Annotated in this window: 13 protein-coding genes, 5 tRNA genes and 1 pseudogene; 3 read left to right on the forward strand and 16 right to left on the reverse strand. The window is 53.5% G+C overall.

Annotated elements, in window-relative coordinates; all coding sequences use genetic code 11:
* Positions 1-7 precede the first annotated feature (7 nt).
* The 16 genes from tuf to ACE418_RS04365 all read right to left on the reverse strand — a co-directional run bounded on the left by tuf (position 8) and on the right by ACE418_RS04365 (position 13,156).
* Positions 8-1,195 carry an elongation factor Tu gene (gene tuf / locus ACE418_RS04290; protein ID WP_416449458.1) on the reverse strand — a complete coding sequence of 396 codons (1,188 nt, stop codon included), beginning with the start codon at positions 1,193-1,195 and terminating at the stop codon, positions 8-10.
* A gap of 146 nt (positions 1,196-1,341) precedes the next feature.
* Positions 1,342-1,418: transfer RNA gene (locus tag ACE418_RS04295), tRNA-Met, on the reverse strand.
* Between the two features lie 5 nt (positions 1,419-1,423).
* Positions 1,424-1,499 (reverse strand) — tRNA-Thr (locus ACE418_RS04300).
* Between the two features lie 58 nt (positions 1,500-1,557).
* Positions 1,558-1,633, reverse strand: a tRNA-Met gene (locus tag ACE418_RS04305).
* A 5-nt stretch (positions 1,634-1,638) separates the two neighbouring features.
* Positions 1,639-1,724 (reverse strand) — tRNA-Tyr (locus ACE418_RS04310).
* Between the two features lie 6 nt (positions 1,725-1,730).
* Positions 1,731-1,806, reverse strand: a tRNA-Thr gene (locus ACE418_RS04315).
* Positions 1,807-2,006: 200 nt separating this feature from the next.
* Positions 2,007-3,335: a replicative DNA helicase gene (gene dnaB, locus ACE418_RS04320; protein ID WP_416449459.1), complete on the reverse strand. Its 1,329-nt coding sequence runs from the start codon at positions 3,333-3,335 to the stop codon at positions 2,007-2,009.
* Position 3,336: 1 nt separating this feature from the next.
* Positions 3,337-5,256, reverse strand: a complete 1,920-nt coding sequence (lonC, locus tag ACE418_RS04325) for a Lon family ATP-dependent protease (RefSeq protein ID WP_416449460.1) — start codon at positions 5,254-5,256, stop codon at positions 3,337-3,339.
* A gap of 22 nt (positions 5,257-5,278) precedes the next feature.
* On the reverse strand, positions 5,279-5,725 hold the full coding sequence (gene rplI / locus ACE418_RS04330; protein ID WP_416449461.1) for a 50S ribosomal protein L9: 447 nt from the start codon (positions 5,723-5,725) through the stop codon (positions 5,279-5,281).
* Complete coding sequence (locus ACE418_RS04335; RefSeq protein WP_416449462.1) at positions 5,722-7,737, reverse strand: DHH family phosphoesterase; 2,016 nt, start codon at positions 7,735-7,737, stop codon at positions 5,722-5,724. The genes rplI and ACE418_RS04335 overlap by 4 nt, the downstream gene beginning before the upstream one ends.
* 18 nt (positions 7,738-7,755) lie before the next feature.
* Entirely contained in the window at positions 7,756-8,712 is a 957-nt protein-coding gene (locus ACE418_RS04340; RefSeq protein WP_416449463.1) for a YybS family protein, read from the reverse strand.
* A 78-nt stretch (positions 8,713-8,790) separates the two neighbouring features.
* Positions 8,791-10,452 (reverse strand): ribonuclease J, encoded by a 1,662-nt coding sequence (locus ACE418_RS04345; RefSeq protein WP_292261375.1) that lies wholly within the window; start codon positions 10,450-10,452, stop codon positions 8,791-8,793.
* Positions 10,453-10,657: 205 nt separating this feature from the next.
* Positions 10,658-11,509 (reverse strand): hypothetical protein, encoded by an 852-nt coding sequence (locus tag ACE418_RS04350; protein WP_416449464.1) that lies wholly within the window; start codon positions 11,507-11,509, stop codon positions 10,658-10,660.
* A complete protein-coding gene (gene thiD, locus ACE418_RS04355) occupies positions 11,506-12,312 on the reverse strand; it encodes a bifunctional hydroxymethylpyrimidine kinase/phosphomethylpyrimidine kinase (protein ID WP_416449465.1) in 807 nt (268 codons plus the stop codon). Before thiD ends, ACE418_RS04350 begins: the two co-directional genes overlap by 4 nt.
* A gap of 16 nt (positions 12,313-12,328) precedes the next feature.
* A complete protein-coding gene (locus ACE418_RS04360; protein ID WP_416449466.1) occupies positions 12,329-12,811 on the reverse strand; it encodes a SixA phosphatase family protein in 483 nt (160 codons plus the stop codon).
* Positions 12,812-12,853: 42 nt separating this feature from the next.
* Complete coding sequence (locus ACE418_RS04365; protein ID WP_014015692.1) at positions 12,854-13,156, reverse strand: ArsR/SmtB family transcription factor; 303 nt, start codon at positions 13,154-13,156, stop codon at positions 12,854-12,856.
* 255 nt (positions 13,157-13,411) lie between these two features.
* Between ACE418_RS04365 and ACE418_RS04370 the strand changes: the two genes are divergently transcribed.
* The 3 genes and pseudogenes from ACE418_RS04370 to ACE418_RS04380 all read left to right on the forward strand — a co-directional run.
* Entirely contained in the window at positions 13,412-13,936 is a 525-nt protein-coding gene (locus ACE418_RS04370) for a nitroreductase family protein (protein ID WP_416449467.1), read from the forward strand.
* A 360-nt stretch (positions 13,937-14,296) separates the two neighbouring features.
* Entirely contained in the window at positions 14,297-14,764 is a 468-nt protein-coding gene (locus ACE418_RS04375; protein WP_416449468.1) for a helix-turn-helix domain-containing protein, read from the forward strand.
* Positions 14,749-14,938, forward strand: a pseudogene (locus ACE418_RS04380) (hypothetical protein); the annotation flags it as partial. The gene ACE418_RS04375 and the pseudogene ACE418_RS04380, both read left to right, overlap by 16 nt.

The raw sequence follows: 14,938 nt of genomic DNA on the forward strand, positions 1-14,938 counted from the left end.
TTATTTTTTAGCCTTCGATTTCGGATACGACACCGGCACCTACGGTACGGCCGCCTTCACGGATAGCGAAGCGCAGGCCAGCTTCGATAGCAATCGGTGTGATCAGTTCGACTTCCATCTTGACGTTATCGCCAGGCATGCACATTTCAGTGCCTTCCGGCAGCGTGATGACGCCAGTTACGTCGGTCGTACGGAAGTAGAACTGCGGACGATAGCCGTTGAAGAACGGCGTATGACGGCCGCCTTCATCTTTGGTCAGGACATAGACCTGAGCCTTGAATTTCGTGTGCGGATGAATCGTGCCCGGTTTAGCCAGGACCTGGCCGCGTTCGACGTCTTTACGGTCGATGCCACGGAGCAAGGCACCGATGTTATCGCCTGCTTCTGCGAGGTCGAGGATCTTACGGAACATTTCAACGCCCGTAACGACAGTATCTTTCGGTTTATCAGCGAGGCCGACGATTTCGACAGCGTCGCCAACTTTGATCGTACCACGTTCGACACGGCCCGTAGCAACGGTACCACGGCCAGTGATGGTGAATACGTCTTCGACAGGCATCAGGAACGGCTGGTCCGTCGGACGCTGCGGAGTCGGGATATAGTTGTCGACGGCATCCATCAAATCGAGGATAGATTTTTCAGCTTCCGGATCGCCTTCGAGGGCTTTCAAAGCAGAACCTACGATGATAGGTACTTCATCGCCAGGATAATCATATTCAGTCAGGAGGTCACGGACTTCCATTTCAACGAGTTCAATCAGTTCCGGATCGTCGACCTGGTCAGCTTTGTTGAGGTATACGACGATAGCCGGTACACCGACCTGGCGGGCCAGGAGGATGTGTTCACGAGTCTGCGGCATCGGGCCGTCAGCTGCGGATACAACGAGGATAGCACCATCCATCTGAGCTGCACCAGTGATCATGTTCTTGACATAGTCAGCATGCCCCGGGCAGTCAACATGTGCATAGTGGCGTTTTTCCGTTTCGTATTCGACGTGCGCCGTGTTGATCGTAATACCACGTTCACGTTCTTCCGGAGCCTTGTCAATATCGGAGTAATCTTCGAACTTGGCAAAGCCCTTCTTTGCTAATACTTTCGTAATAGCAGCTGTTAATGTCGTTTTGCCATGGTCGACGTGACCAATCGTACCGATATTAACATGCGGTTTTGTTCTTTCATAATGTTCTTTTGCCATTGTAATCATTTCCTCCTTTAGGAAAAAAAACAGCTACCCACTTGTATTCTATCACACATCCATACTCTTTGCTTAAAAAAAAGGAAAATTAAACAAAAAATATTTTTGCATATAGAAATAACCTCGTATGCACGAGGTTATTAGTGTGGTGGCGGCTCGGAGATTCGAACTCTGGACACTGCGGGTATGAACCGCATGCTCTAGCCAACTGAGCTAAGCCGCCATGTGTGGAGCTATTGACCGGGATTGAACCGGTGACCTTATCCTTACCAAGGATACGCTCTACCGACTGAGCTACAACAGCTTATGAACTGGTCAAAGCCAATTATGAAGTTGTTTTTTTACCTGACAGTAAAAAAATTTGGTAGCGGGGGCAGGACTTGAACCTACGACCTTCGGGTTATGAGCCCGACGAGCTACCAACTGCTCCACCCCGCGATAATTGGTGGTGGGGGAAGGATTCGAACCTTCGAAGGCAAACGCCGGCAGATTTACAGTCTGCTCCCTTTAGCCACTCGGGAACCCCACCATTTACTGGAGCCAACGATAGGACTTGAACCTACAACCTACTGATTACAAGTCAGTTGCTCTACCAATTGAGCTACGTTGGCTTACTGTTCCGTGGAACGTAGTCTATTATATCAAAGGACTGACGTTCTGTCAAGAACTTTTTTATCAGCTTTTCTTATTTCTTCTGACGAGGCAAAACCCCGTTTCAAAAGTCTCTGTCAGAACCGCTGACTTAATTAGTATACTATACCCCACGGAATAATGCAAGTACCTTTTTCACTTTTTTTAAATAAATTCGTACCTATCCTTCATGCTGCGTGTCCAGGTTGAGGAATAACGTGAACTCGTTCTTGAAATAGAGCTTGACCGAGCCGACAGGACCATTGCGGTGCTTGGCCAGGATGACTTCCGTAATGTGCTGGTTCTCCGTTTCCTTATCGTAGTAATCTTCACGATACAAGAAGGATACGATATCCGCATCCTGTTCCAGGGCCCCCGATTCACGGAGGTCGCTGAGCATAGGCCGTTTATCCTGCCGGCTTTCGACACTTCGGCTGAGCTGGGACAAGGCGATGAGCGGTACTTTCAGTTCCCGCGCCAGGGCCTTGAGGGACCGGGAAATCTCGGAGATTTCCTGCTGACGGCTTTCGGCATTGCGGCCCTGCATGAGCTGCAGGTAGTCGACGATGATCAGGTCCAGACCGTGTTCCGACTTGAGGCGCCGCGCTTTCGAACGCATTTCGGCGACGGATATGCCCGGCGTATCGTCGATGTAAATAGGCGATTCATAGAGCTTATCGCAGGCATCGGTCAGGCGCGTCCATTCTTCATCGCTGTTGAGCTGGCCTGTGCGCAGTTTCTGCGAATCGATATGGGCGATCTGGCAGAGCAGGCGCTGGACGAGCTGTTCCTGAGACATTTCCAGGGAAAAGAAGGCTACCGTCTTATGCTGGCGAACGCCGACGTTCTGGGCGATGTTCAAGGTAAACGCCGTCTTGCCCATACTCGGACGGGCAGCGACCAGGATCAGGTCTGACGGCTGCAAACCCGACGTCATGCGGTCCAGGTCACGGAACCCCGTCGGCAGGCCGGTCAGGCCCGCTTTATTTTCATAGAGCTTGGTGATCTTGTCGAGGGTCACTTCGACGACGGCGCCGACGGACGCGAAATCGCCGCGGTTCTTCGTATCCGACAGCTGGAGGATGCGCCGTTCGGCATCGTCCAGGAGTTCTTCCGTTTCCTTTTGACCATCATAGGCTTCCGTCGTCAGTTCGGTACATGTCGAAATGAGATTGCGCGACAAGGCTTTCTCAGCCACGATATTGGCGTAATATTCGATATTGGCCGCTGACCCCACCAGATTCGGCAGGCTCAGGACATATTCGATACCGCCTACATCATCGAGCTTCTTCATGCGTTTCAATTCTTCCGGCAAGGTGATGACGTCGATTTCTTTATTTTCCCGATGGAGGTGTTCCATGGCCTCGAAGATGATGCGATGGACGTCGCGGTAAAAATCGCGGGGCTGGAGCTTTTCCATGGCGACGATGACGGCATCATGGGATAAGAGCATCGCCCCCAGGACGGCCTGTTCGGCCTCTACATTCTGCGGTGGAATCCGCTGTTCCATATTATGCTTCCCCCTGTCCGACTAACATCAGTTTCAGCACGTCGTCGATGGTGACGGCATAGTGGATATCCAGGCCTAAATGGCGTTCTGGGATATCATGGGCATTTTCCTTAGGGATGATGATGCCTTTCATGCCGGCCTGACGGGCGCCATAAGCCTTTTCAAAGACACCGCCGACGGGCTTGACCTGGCCCTGGATGGAAATTTCCCCGGTCAGGGCCATATCCTGGCGGACCGGCGTCCCTGTGACGGCCGAGATGAGGGCCGTCGTAATGGCACAGCCTGCCGATGGGCCATCGATATTGCCGCCGCCGACGAAGTTGATGTTGACGTCGTAATCGGACAGTTCCTTGCCCGTCATGCGGCGGACGACAGCGGCCGCATTGAACATGGAGTCCTTGGCCATGGAGCCGGCCGTGTCGTTGAAACGGTAATAGCCCTTGCCCGGCGCCCGTGCCGGGAAGGCGACCGCTTCGATTTCAATGGCTGAGCCGAGATAACCGGCGACGCCGAGGCCAAAGACCTTGCCGATGACAGGCGTGTCGCTGGCCTTTTCCGTCACATAAGGCACGAGACGGCTGATCTGGGCGACGCGGCGGACGTGGTCACAGGTGATGCGCACGTGGTCCTTGGAGCCTGATCTAAAGACAGCCAGGCCATACGTGTCGGCCAGGATGTTGACGGCCTTACGGCCTTCGATAGTGAATTCACTGATGAGTTTCGCTACGCCGTCTTCCAGTTCCGCTCCCAACTGGGCAGCGGCATTGATGACAATCTGTTCGATATCCGCCGGGATGAGGGGTTCAAAGAAGACTTCGGCACAGCGCGACCGGATGGCCGGGTTGATTTCCGACGGGTCCCGCGTCGTCGCCCCGATGAGGATGAAATCAGCCGGAGCGCCTTCGGCAAAGAGTTTCTTGATATACTGCGGCACGTTCGGATCGTCTTCATCATAATAAGCCGATTCAAAACGGACCCGCTTGTCTTCCATGACTTTCAGCAGCTTGTTGAGCAGCATCGGGTCCATTTCGCCGATTTCGTCGATAAAGAGGATGCCGCCGTGGGCTTCCGTGACCAGGCCCGGCTTCGGTTCCGGAATCCCCGTATCGGCCAGGTCGCGGCGGGCGCCCTGGTAAATCGGGTCGTGGACCGAGCCGATGAGGGGATTGGTCATATCCCGTGAATCCCAGCGCAGCGTCGTCCCGTCCGTTTCGACGAAAGGCGCATCGGCCCCAAAAGGCGTAAAAGGCAGTTTCTTGGCTTCGTCGAGGACGATACGGGCAGCCGTCGTCTTGCCGACGCCAGGTGGTCCGTAAAGGAGCAGGTGCTGCGGATAGACAGACGATAACTTGCTCTGCATGGCTTCTACAGCCCGTTCCTGTCCAACGATGGCGCTGAGCTGTTTGGGACGGACCCGTTCCATGACCGATTCGGTAAGATGGACTTTTTCCAGGTCATCCAGTTCCTTGAGCTTGCGCTTAGTCTGCGGCGTTTCGACGTCGTGCAGTTCCTCTTTGATGAGTTCCATCTTGATTTCCCGCACGTATTCCTGTTGTTTTTCATCCATGCGCTGGCTGATTTTCTTTTCCAGCCGTTCTTCCACGGCCTGACGAGCCAGCATCTCGGCCAGGACCATTTCCAGTTCGTTGAGGACGTTGATGACTTCATCGTCATCAGGTACTTTATCGTACGAGACGTCTTCATAGATGAGGCGCTGCAGGCCGACCAGGCGCTGGCGCGGGTCTTCGGAATGGATGTACGACAAGGCAGAATACTTGCTGGCCCGGAGGACCATCTTTTCAGACCCTATAAGACCAGTAAAAGCGCCATAAAGCACGTTAACCTGACGGCGGAGTTCTTCCTCCGCCGTCGGTTCGAGGTACTTATGGCGCTGTAATAATTTGTCCAATAATTCTTTCATTGTATCCCCTTATGGCTTATGATCAGCCTTCTACAACGTGTATTTTGATGACACTGGTAACCGTCGGATGGACGCGGATGGTGACATCGTAATCGCCGAGCGATTTAATCGGATCCTTGATTTCTACTTTCTTCTTATCCAGGTCGATATCGTACTGGGCTTTGGCAGCTTCGCTGATGGTCTTGCCGGTAATGGCGCCGAAGACTTTGCCGCCTTCGCCGACTTTGACGGGAATGGTCAGTTCGACTTTCTTCAGCTGGCTGGCCAGGATGACGGCTTCATCCGAAGCGACCTGGGCTTTATGTTTGGCAGCGGCTTTTTTCTGTTTGGCATCGTTGAGGTTTTCCGACGTGCCAGGAGCTGCCAATTTACGGGGCAGGAGGAAGTTGCGGCCATAGCCTTCCGATACTTCGATGATGTCCCCTTTCTTACCGAGTTTCTTTACATCCTGTAATAAGATTACTTTCATTTTTCATCAATCTCCTTGTCTTTATCTATGATTTCATGGAGGGCTGCCATGACGTCCCCCTGGGCTTCGACCAGGGTCCGGCCACGGAGCTGGACGCCGGCAACGGTACGATGACCGCCGCCGCCGAGGGCTTCCATGACTAATTGTACATTGATTTCGCCTTTCGAGCGGGCACTGACACCGATGCAGTCATCGGCCAGATAATAGAAGGTGAAGCTGGCTTCGACGTTGTCGATATTGATCAGCATATCCGCTACCTGGGCGGCGATGATGGTGGCATTGCGCTGTCCCTTGGGGCAGCTGGCCGTGGCGATGCCGTCGCTGATCTGGGCACCGGACAAAATCAGGGCCCGGTCCTTGACGGTATCGAAGTCAAAGCTGAAGAGCTCGCGGACGATATCCGGGTCAGCTCCGCAGCGGCGCAGATACGACGCGGCGTCGAAAGTGCGTACGCCGGTCTGGACGGCGAAGTTCTTGGTGTCGACGATGATGCCGGCATAGAGGGCCGTCGCTTCGATCTTCGTCAATTCTACATCTTCCTGGAAATATTGCAAGAGTTCCGTCACCAATTCGCTCGTCGAAGAACTCGACGTTTCCGTATAGGTCAGCAGGGGCTTCTTGATGAAGTCCGAACTGCGGCGGTGGTGGTCGATGACGACGCGCCGGTCCGTCTCGTCCAGCAAAGCCGGGGCTACGGTCATATCCGGGCGGTGCGTATCGACGATGAACAGCAGGGTCTGGCTGTTGCAGATATTCTCAGCCGTTTCCGCCGAAATGAGCAGATCCTTGAAATCAGGATTATCCATGATCTGATCTTCCAAGCGCCGGATGGCATCGGTCTGGTTGCTGACGACGACGTGGACCGGTTTGCCTGCCAGGCGGGCCATATGAGCTACGCCGACGGCCGCACCGATGCTGTCGTAGTCTTCCCGTTCATGGCCCATGACCAGGACCATATCGCAGGTGTCGATGAGTTCATGGATGGCCTGGGCGACGACGCGGGCCCGGACGCGGGTGTTCTTTTCGACGCAGCGCGTCTTGCCGCCGTAAAAGTGAGGCGACCCGTCTTCTTCGTAGACGACGACCTGGTCGCCACCGCGGCCCAGGGCCAGGTCGAGGCCGGCCCGCGCTTTATCGGCCAGTTCATTGAAATCCGCCTTGCCCGCTGCGATGACGTCGCTCGGGAAGAGGGCTATGCCCATACTGAGCGTCACCGGGATGCGGTTGACCGTATGGATGGCCCGTACTTTTTCCAGGAACGAAAAGTTATCTTCTTTATAATATTCCAGCGTATCCCGGCTCATGCAGGCAATGTACTTCTCATTGCCATAAGCCCGGATGAAGCAGTTCTGGCCCGATAATTCGCCGATGAGGCAGTTGTTGACATTCGTCACCAGCGTAGCCCGCTGGACAGCCGTCATCCCCTTGGCCACTTCCTCGAGGTTATCGATTTCGATATCGCAGAAGACGGGGACAGCGGCCAGGGAATTCAGCTTCTGCCGTTCCGTATCGGTAATATCTTCAAAATAGAGGATGAGGTAATTGTCATCGTCAGCAGCTTCGGTCTGCAAATACTTGTAGACGACGCGGTAATAGCGTTCGCCGATGTGTTCAAAGAAATACCCCGATTTCCCCCAGAACTTATCGACTTTCAAGTTCGGCATGATGTGGTCCAGCTGCTGGTCGTTGTCGATGTCACCAACCCAGTCGCGGAAAACGCTGTTGGCCCAGCACAAGTTGGACTGCATGTCGATGATGGCAATGCCGATAGGCAGATTCTGCACGGCATACGTCGAAGCCTGGTCGACGCTCTTCGAGATGGCGTCGAAGAACTGGCTGATTTCCCGGTTGCGTTCGTTATGGTTCTTGCGGGTCAGGACATAAGCCCCGCCGATGAGGATCAGGGCCAGCAAGGCAATGACCCAATTATATACGGCAATGATGATAAGCAGCAAGACCGTAATCAGGAAGAAGGGTTCTTCCGACCGCCTTGACAGCAATGTTTTAAACATGGTTCCGCCCCCTGCGTACTAAAGCGTACGACCTTTTTTTCTATAATTCGTAAGCATGTCGAAGATGCCGGCTAAAAAGGCAGCATACGAAAAAACAGGCATGACAAAAAATGAGATGAGGATCAGGGCCTGAAGGCCATTCCCTAAACGGAAACGGCGGCTGAGGAGATAAAAGACGAAGGCAATCCCCTGGATGCAGATGAAGAAGAAGGCAATCTGATTGAGATTCATGCCGATGATATTGAGCCAGGTAATATCCCGTGTCACTCCCCAGTATTTCATGACCAATGCCAATATATATAAGTATATCATACTACGGGGTATTTCCCAATAACGGATAGGTAAAAAAGCCTTGAGCGAGAAGCCCAGACGGCGCAGGATGACCTGGGAAATCTTGATGTTCGCGTAGGCGATGATGGCTGTCCCCAGACAGAGGAACATGGGCAGCAGCGACGGCAGCATGTCCCGGACCTGATTGAGCTGGGCCCGCGTTTCCGCCAATTTGACGTCGGACATGCCCTGCTTCTGGTACTCGGCCATCATGCTGTCCATGAACTGCGTAAAGAAGTCATTCATCTGCGTGAAGACGTTGACATCGAGGACGACATAGGACAAGAGGGCGATGACGACGAAGACGGCGACCAGAGCCGCCGTAACCGTTCCCAAGAGCCGCACAGCCGACCACTCATAGCGGAAGCCAGCCCCCAGGGCCAGGCCGACGGCACCAAAACTCAAGAGCTGGACCAGCGCCGTCACCGGATCGATGAACAACCCCATGAGGAATCCGACGGTCACGCCCAGCAGCAAGGCCTGGCGCAGGCCGTATTTCATGAAGATGATGACCATAGGAATGGGCATGATGAAATAACCAATAAAAGAAAAAATCGGCACGTATGTACTGAGAAGCGCAAATACCAGCATAATGGCGGCAAAACAGCCGGCCGTCGTCAGCGGCGTGACACGCCTCTGCTCCATAACAGTTCCCCCTTTCGTCGGGACTGAGAAACAGCGGAGGCACGAGATGCCTCCGCTGTCACAGTAAAGAATATCAAATTATACTTCCATGATGATCGGCAGGATCATCGGACGGCGCCGTGTCTTTTCATAGAGATAGCGGCTCAGCGTATCGCGGACCTGGGACTTGATGACAGCCCATTCACGGATATTGCCGGCTTCGCAGCGTTCGAGTACGGCGGCGACGCGGTCATGAGCTTCGCGGATCAACTCTTCCGAATCGCGGACATAGACGAAGCCGCGGGAAACGATATCCGGGCCGGCCAGGGGATGGCTCGTCCCTTTGGCCAGGGTCATGACGACGATGACGACCCCTTCCATGGCCAGCTGCTGGCGATCGCGGATGACGATGTTGCCGACATCGCCGACGCCGAGACCGTCGACGAAGACGCGGCCTGCATTGACATGGCCTGTCTTATGGCCGGAACGGTTCGAGAATTCAAAAATCTGACCGTTGTCGCCGATGAGGACGTGGTCCTTGGCAACGCCCATCATGACGGCCAGGTCACCATGGGTCTTGAGCATGCGGTATTCGCCGTGGACGGGGATGAAATACTTCGGCTTGATCAGTTCCAGCATGAGCTTCAGTTCTTCCTGGCTGGCATGGCCGGATACGTGGATCTTCTTATCCCGGCCGGCAATGACGTTGGCGCCGAGGCGCATGAGGTTGTCGATGGTGCGGCCGACACCGGTTTCATTGCCAGGGATAGGCGTAGCCGAAATGATGACCGTATCACCCGGCATGATGCTGACGCTGCGATGGTTGTTGGAAGCCATGCGCGACAGGCCGGCCATGGGTTCGCCCTGGCTGCCCGTCGTCAGGATGAGGATCTGGTCATCGGGATAACGGTTCAATTCATCCGGTTCGATGAGGACGCCTTCGGGAACGTCGAGATAGCCCAGTTCAATGGCAATCTGGACGTTGTTGACCATGCTGCGTCCGAGGACGGTGACTTTGCGTTTGAACTGCACTGCCGTATTGATAGCCTGTTGGATACGGGAAATATTCGAGGCGAATGTCGCCAAAATAATACGGCCTTTTGCAGCGCGGAAAGCTTTGCGGAAAGCATGGCCGACGGTCGTTTCCGATTCGGTGTAGCCCGGCCGTTCCGCATTGGTGCTGTCCGACATGAGCAACAGGACGCCGCGGCGGCCTAATTCAGCAAATTTATGGATGTCCATCTGCCGGCCATCGACCGGAGTCAGGTCCATCTTGAAGTCGCCTGTATGGACGATGGTACCTACGGGAGTCCGGAAATACAGGGCACTGGCGTCAGGGATGGAGTGGTTCGTATGGATGAAGCCGACCTTCATGCAGCCTATCTGTACTTCATCTCCATGATGCACTTCGTTCAGTGTATAATTCGTAATGTGGTTTTCTTTCAGTTTCCCTTCGATGAGGCCGCATACGAGTTTGGTAGCGTATACGGGCACATTTACTTCATTGAGTAAATAGGACAAACCGCCGATATGGTCTTCATGACCATGGGTGATGACGACGGCCCGTACTTTATCCCGGTTTTCAATCAAGTAACTCATGTCCGGAATGACGAGGTCGATGCCGAACATGTCGTCATCCGGGAAGGCCAGGCCGGCATCGATGACGATGATATCATTTCCGTACTGGATGACTGTCATATTCTTGCCGATTTCACCTAAACCACCTAAGGGAATTACCATGAGTTTTTCTTTTTTAGCCAAAATATACCTCCTAAAAATAAATATAGTTGTATCCGTTCCAACCGGAGCCCGGCACGCCAGGCTGCAGGTCTATCCTATATGAAGATATAACGAACAGTAATGGAAATTTTTCCTTCTATCATATTTTCCGTTATTTCCGGGACTCTGTCAATAATTTATCCTCTTTTTTTGTGAAAACTCTTACCTTTTCATAAAAAATTTACATTTATTTCGCAGCCTTAATAACTTTATTCGGCACGGTCAGGGTCGTTCCCTGCGGCAGGGCCGTGCAATCGATGGTCAGGCTGACTTCGCTCAACTTGATGAACGACTGGGCTACGGCCTTGTCGGCGTCGCTGCGGCCATATTCATCGATCAGGGTCAGGGCCAGGCTGCGCAGCTGGTCCGTCAGGGGCAGGGAGATGCGGGAAATGCGCTTCGTCGCCGGGTCAATAGTGACGACCGTCGTCAAGTCGCCGCACTGCTGCAAGCTCTGGAGGACTTTAGCCGTAACGCGGATCTGTTCATCGGTCATGCCGTTTTTCTTCCATACGGCCTGGTCGGCCGGATTATAGATGCGGGAAGCATCAAAGACGACGTTGTAATCATTGCCGCCGGCAGCTGTGACTTTTTTCACGCCCGCCAGGACATTGTGGTCGCCTGTCAGATAATCGGCCAGAGGTTGGCTGTTCTTCAAATCATAGCTCTTCTTCTGCCACGATTTATCATCGCCCTGGTCATTATAGTAGACGTCGATTTTCTTGCCGTTCTGTACAGCATAGGCCTTCCCTTCCGGAGCCTTCTGCAACGTTGTCGCTGCAAAGCCCGTCGTCTTGGCCTGGGACTGGATAACGAAAGGCCGTTCCTGGACGTCGATATTATTGACAATAGCGCCGTCACCGACAAAAGGCATCTTGAGGCCCAATTTCAGTGTATACGAGCCCTGAGGATGGGCAGCCATGTTGCGGGCCGCTTCTTCATATGTCGCCTGCGGCGAAGCGGCCAATGCCATACTGCCGATGGAGGCCGCAGCCATGACCAGGCAGCACAGTTTCTTCCAAGAATGTGTTAATTTCATTTCGTCCACCCTGCTTTCTTATATAATTCATAAAAATGATGAATCGGGCCATGGCCCTTGCCAATCGGTTCGGCATGGGCAATGCCTTCAAAGACGTATTCCTTAGCCGCGCCGACAGCGTCTGGCAGGCTCAGGCCATTGGCCAGGTTCGAGGCGATGGCACTCGACAAGGAGCAGCCCGTCCCGTGGGTACTCGTGCTTTCCAGGCGTTTCCCCTTATAATAATGAAAATCATGGCCGTCAAAGAGGATATCCGTCGCATCGGCAATGCGATGGCCGCCTTTGACCAGGACGGCTTTGGCCCCCATGGCAGCAATGGCTTTCGCCGCTTCTTCCATATCGTGCAGGCTTTCAATGGTCTTCCCCGTCAGCACTTCCGCTTCCGGCAGGTTCGGCGTCAGGACATCGGCCATGGGAAGAAGGACTTCCTTCAACGTCTGTTCGGCTTCCGGTACCAGCAGGCGATGACCGCTGGTAGCGACCATGACCGGATCGATGACGGTGTATGGCGGCTGGTACTGTTTCAGCTTATCGGCGATGACGCGGATCGTCTCGGGTACACTGACCATGCCGATTTTTACGGCATCGACGTCGATATCTTCAAAGACCGCATCAATCTGCGAGGCGATGAGGTCCGGCGTGACATCCATATAGCCGCGAACGCCCTGGGTATTCTGGGAAACGACGGCAGTAATGACATTCAAGGCAAAACAGCCATGGGCGCAAAAAGTCTTGCAATCCGCAGCGGCACCGGCTCCGCCAGAAGGATCCGTACCAGCAATGGATAAAACGTGTTTCATCATGAGTAAAACCTCCAATTTATTCTTTATAAGAAGGTCCCAAGAATTTCAAGGCCTTCGGATGGACATAGAAAAGCAGCGATGCCGAACCGATGCGGCCTCCGTGGATATCGAAATCGAACAGGGCCATGCTGCCCGTCTTGAAGTCGACAGCCGTCCCGGTCCAGGCCTGCGCCCAGCGGTCGAGGAAGGGCGAATGGCCGATGATGCAGACGACATCCGCTGTTTCACGGCTCAAAATCTCATCATATACGGCGACCAAGTCTCCCGACGCGATCGCTTTATGCGTATGGAACTGTCCAATAGGCAGATTCTTTTCTAAATAAGCAGCCGTCTGACAGGTCCGCACATACGGGCTGACCCACAGGGCTGTTTTCCCCGACGGCCACCATGACGCAGCCCATTTCGCCATGGATGACGCCTGATTACATCCTTTTTCAGTCAGTTCACGCAGTTTATCAGGCTGATGCAGATCAAAAGGCTCGGCCTTTCCGTGACGCATTAAACAAACATACATAAACTACTCCCCCTTTATGTACCCCTTTTATTCGGCAACGTGTTCCAAGCCGACGTCGAGCAGCGTAAAGACATGAGCATCGGCCAGCGAATAGTATACCGTCTTGCCGTCCCGGCGGAACTGGACCAGCCGGGCATCGCGCAGGATACGCAGCTGATGGGATACGGCAGATTGGCCCATACCGAGTTCATCGGCAATATCGCGGACGCAGACTTCCTGATTCATGAGGACGCGCAGGATGCGCAGCCGCGTCGGATCGCCGAGGACCTTGAAGACATCGGCCAAAGGCTGGATATACTGTTGTGAAAGTTCCGGTGCTTGTCGTTTCAATGCTATCGCTCCTACTAATGCTGTTATCACTGTCTATCTTAATCGTTTTATTATAGCACACTTTACACATCTCCTGCTAGAGGCGTCAGAAAGAAGGCCCTGCCAGCGTAAAGGCAATGTAAATGAATTATAAAGGAATTATAAAAAGTCCTAAAAAGGCGTGAAATGTCCTAGCAAAAACCTTTTCTATGAATCAGAAATACCCTATAATGATAACAAAAATGCAATAGAATATTTTCATTAGGAGTGAACATCATGAATGAAACCATCCATACCCTCATTACGCGGCGCAGTATCCGCAAGTACAAGAAAGCCCAGATTTCTGACGAAGATTTATACCTGATCCTGCAGGCCGGCATGAACGCTGCCAGTGGCCACGGCCTGCAGCCCTGTACCATCGTCGTCATCCAAGACACGGATACCCTGGCCCGCCTGAGCGCCCTCAACGCGAAAATCATGGGTACGACGAGTGACCCCATGTACGGTGCCCCGACAGTCCTCCTGGTCCTGGCCGACATGGAAAAATCCCCCAACGCCTGGTCGGACGGCTGTCTCATCATGGGCAACCTCATGAACGCCGCAGCCTCCCTGCACCTCGGCTCGTGCTGGATCAACCGGGCCAAAGAAGAATTTGAAACGCCCGAAGGAAAAGCCCTCCTCAAAGAATGGGGCCTGCCGGAACACCTCGTCGGCGTCGGCCACTGCATCGTCGGCTACGGCGACGGCCCGGAACCGGCCGCAGCCCCGCGGAAACCGGATTTCATTAAATTTGTCAAGTAAATAGTGGCTCGTGGTTCGTGGCTCGTGGCTCGTAAGGGCGCCCCGTAGGGCGCAGGTCGCGCAAAAAGAGGCTGTCGCATTAAGACAGCCTCTTTTTACGTTGATCGTAGGTCGTTCATCGTTTGTCGTATGGGATTAAAAATATCAATCCATCGCGATGAACGATGAACTACGAACGAAAAACTTTTAAGTTGAAGGGGCCTCGCATGATGGCAAAAACCTTCGTGCGACAGCCCCTTTTAAGTGGTTAGGGGCTAGTAGTTAGGGGCTAGTGTAGGACCTCCCTCATATATACATTACCTAACTCTTTCTGGTATAATAGGCATATAGACATAGTCACCAGCATGGAGGTGTTGTATCATGAGTAGACACAGCCGTAAGTACAAGATCATGTTGACGAACGAAGAGCGCAATCAGCTGAAAAAGGTCTTGCGCTCAAATAAGACGTGCAACACTATCAAGAAACGCTGCCAGATTTTGCTGGCACTGGACTGCAACACCAATCCCGACACCACGTATCGCAACTGTGCGTATTACCTCGGTGTATCGTTGAAGATGGTCTGCAATATCGTCAAGCTTTACTGTGAGTGCGGGCTTCAGCGCACGCTGACCTTGAATCGCAATGTGAATTCGGACAATGCCACGCGCAAGATTGACGGTGCCATGGAGGCCAGAATCATCGCCATGGCCTGTAGCGCCCCACCTGAAGGATATGCCAGATGGACCATCAAGCTCCTCACAGAACGCGCGAGAATCGAGCTCGGCCTCACTGCCGGTGAAGAAGCTGTTCGGCGGAGGCTAAAAAAAACGCATTGCGACCTCACCTGAAGGACTACTGGTGCATTCCCAAGAAGCAGGATGCCGATTTTGTCGCCTGTATGGAGGACATCATCGACGTGTATGAACGTTCTTATTCATGCAAGCGGCCGGTAGTCTGTCTGGATGAGAAGCCCTTACAGCTCCTCGGCGAAGTCCGTGAGTCGCTTCCTATGCGCCCTGGTG

The organism is Megasphaera jansseni, from assembly GCF_047974155.1.
Taxonomy (GTDB): Bacteria; Bacillota; Negativicutes; order Veillonellales; family Megasphaeraceae; genus Megasphaera.

What these genes read in the sequence shown, in the direction of transcription:
- thiD (WP_416449465.1), bottom strand. Translation starts at nt 12,312, where the DNA reads ATGATGAAACACGTTTTATCCATTGCTGGTACGGATCCTTCTGGCGGA.
- ACE418_RS04375 (WP_416449468.1), top strand. Translation starts at nt 14,297, where the DNA reads ATGAGTAGACACAGCCGTAAGTACAAGATCATGTTGACGAACGAAGAG.
- ACE418_RS04340 (WP_416449463.1), bottom strand. Translation starts at nt 8,712, where the DNA reads ATGGAGCAGAGGCGTGTCACGCCGCTGACGACGGCCGGCTGTTTTGCC.
- ACE418_RS04360 (WP_416449466.1), bottom strand. Translation starts at nt 12,811, where the DNA reads ATGCGTCACGGAAAGGCCGAGCCTTTTGATCTGCATCAGCCTGATAAA.
- tuf (WP_416449458.1), bottom strand. Translation starts at nt 1,195, where the DNA reads ATGGCAAAAGAACATTATGAAAGAACAAAACCGCATGTTAATATCGGT.
- ACE418_RS04335 (WP_416449462.1), bottom strand. Translation starts at nt 7,737, where the DNA reads ATGTTTAAAACATTGCTGTCAAGGCGGTCGGAAGAACCCTTCTTCCTG.
- dnaB (WP_416449459.1), bottom strand. Translation starts at nt 3,335, where the DNA reads ATGGAACAGCGGATTCCACCGCAGAATGTAGAGGCCGAACAGGCCGTC.
- lonC (WP_416449460.1), bottom strand. Translation starts at nt 5,256, where the DNA reads ATGAAAGAATTATTGGACAAATTATTACAGCGCCATAAGTACCTCGAA.
- ACE418_RS04350 (WP_416449464.1), bottom strand. Translation starts at nt 11,509, where the DNA reads ATGAAATTAACACATTCTTGGAAGAAACTGTGCTGCCTGGTCATGGCT.
- rplI (WP_416449461.1), bottom strand. Translation starts at nt 5,725, where the DNA reads ATGAAAGTAATCTTATTACAGGATGTAAAGAAACTCGGTAAGAAAGGG.
- ACE418_RS04370 (WP_416449467.1), top strand. Translation starts at nt 13,412, where the DNA reads ATGAATGAAACCATCCATACCCTCATTACGCGGCGCAGTATCCGCAAG.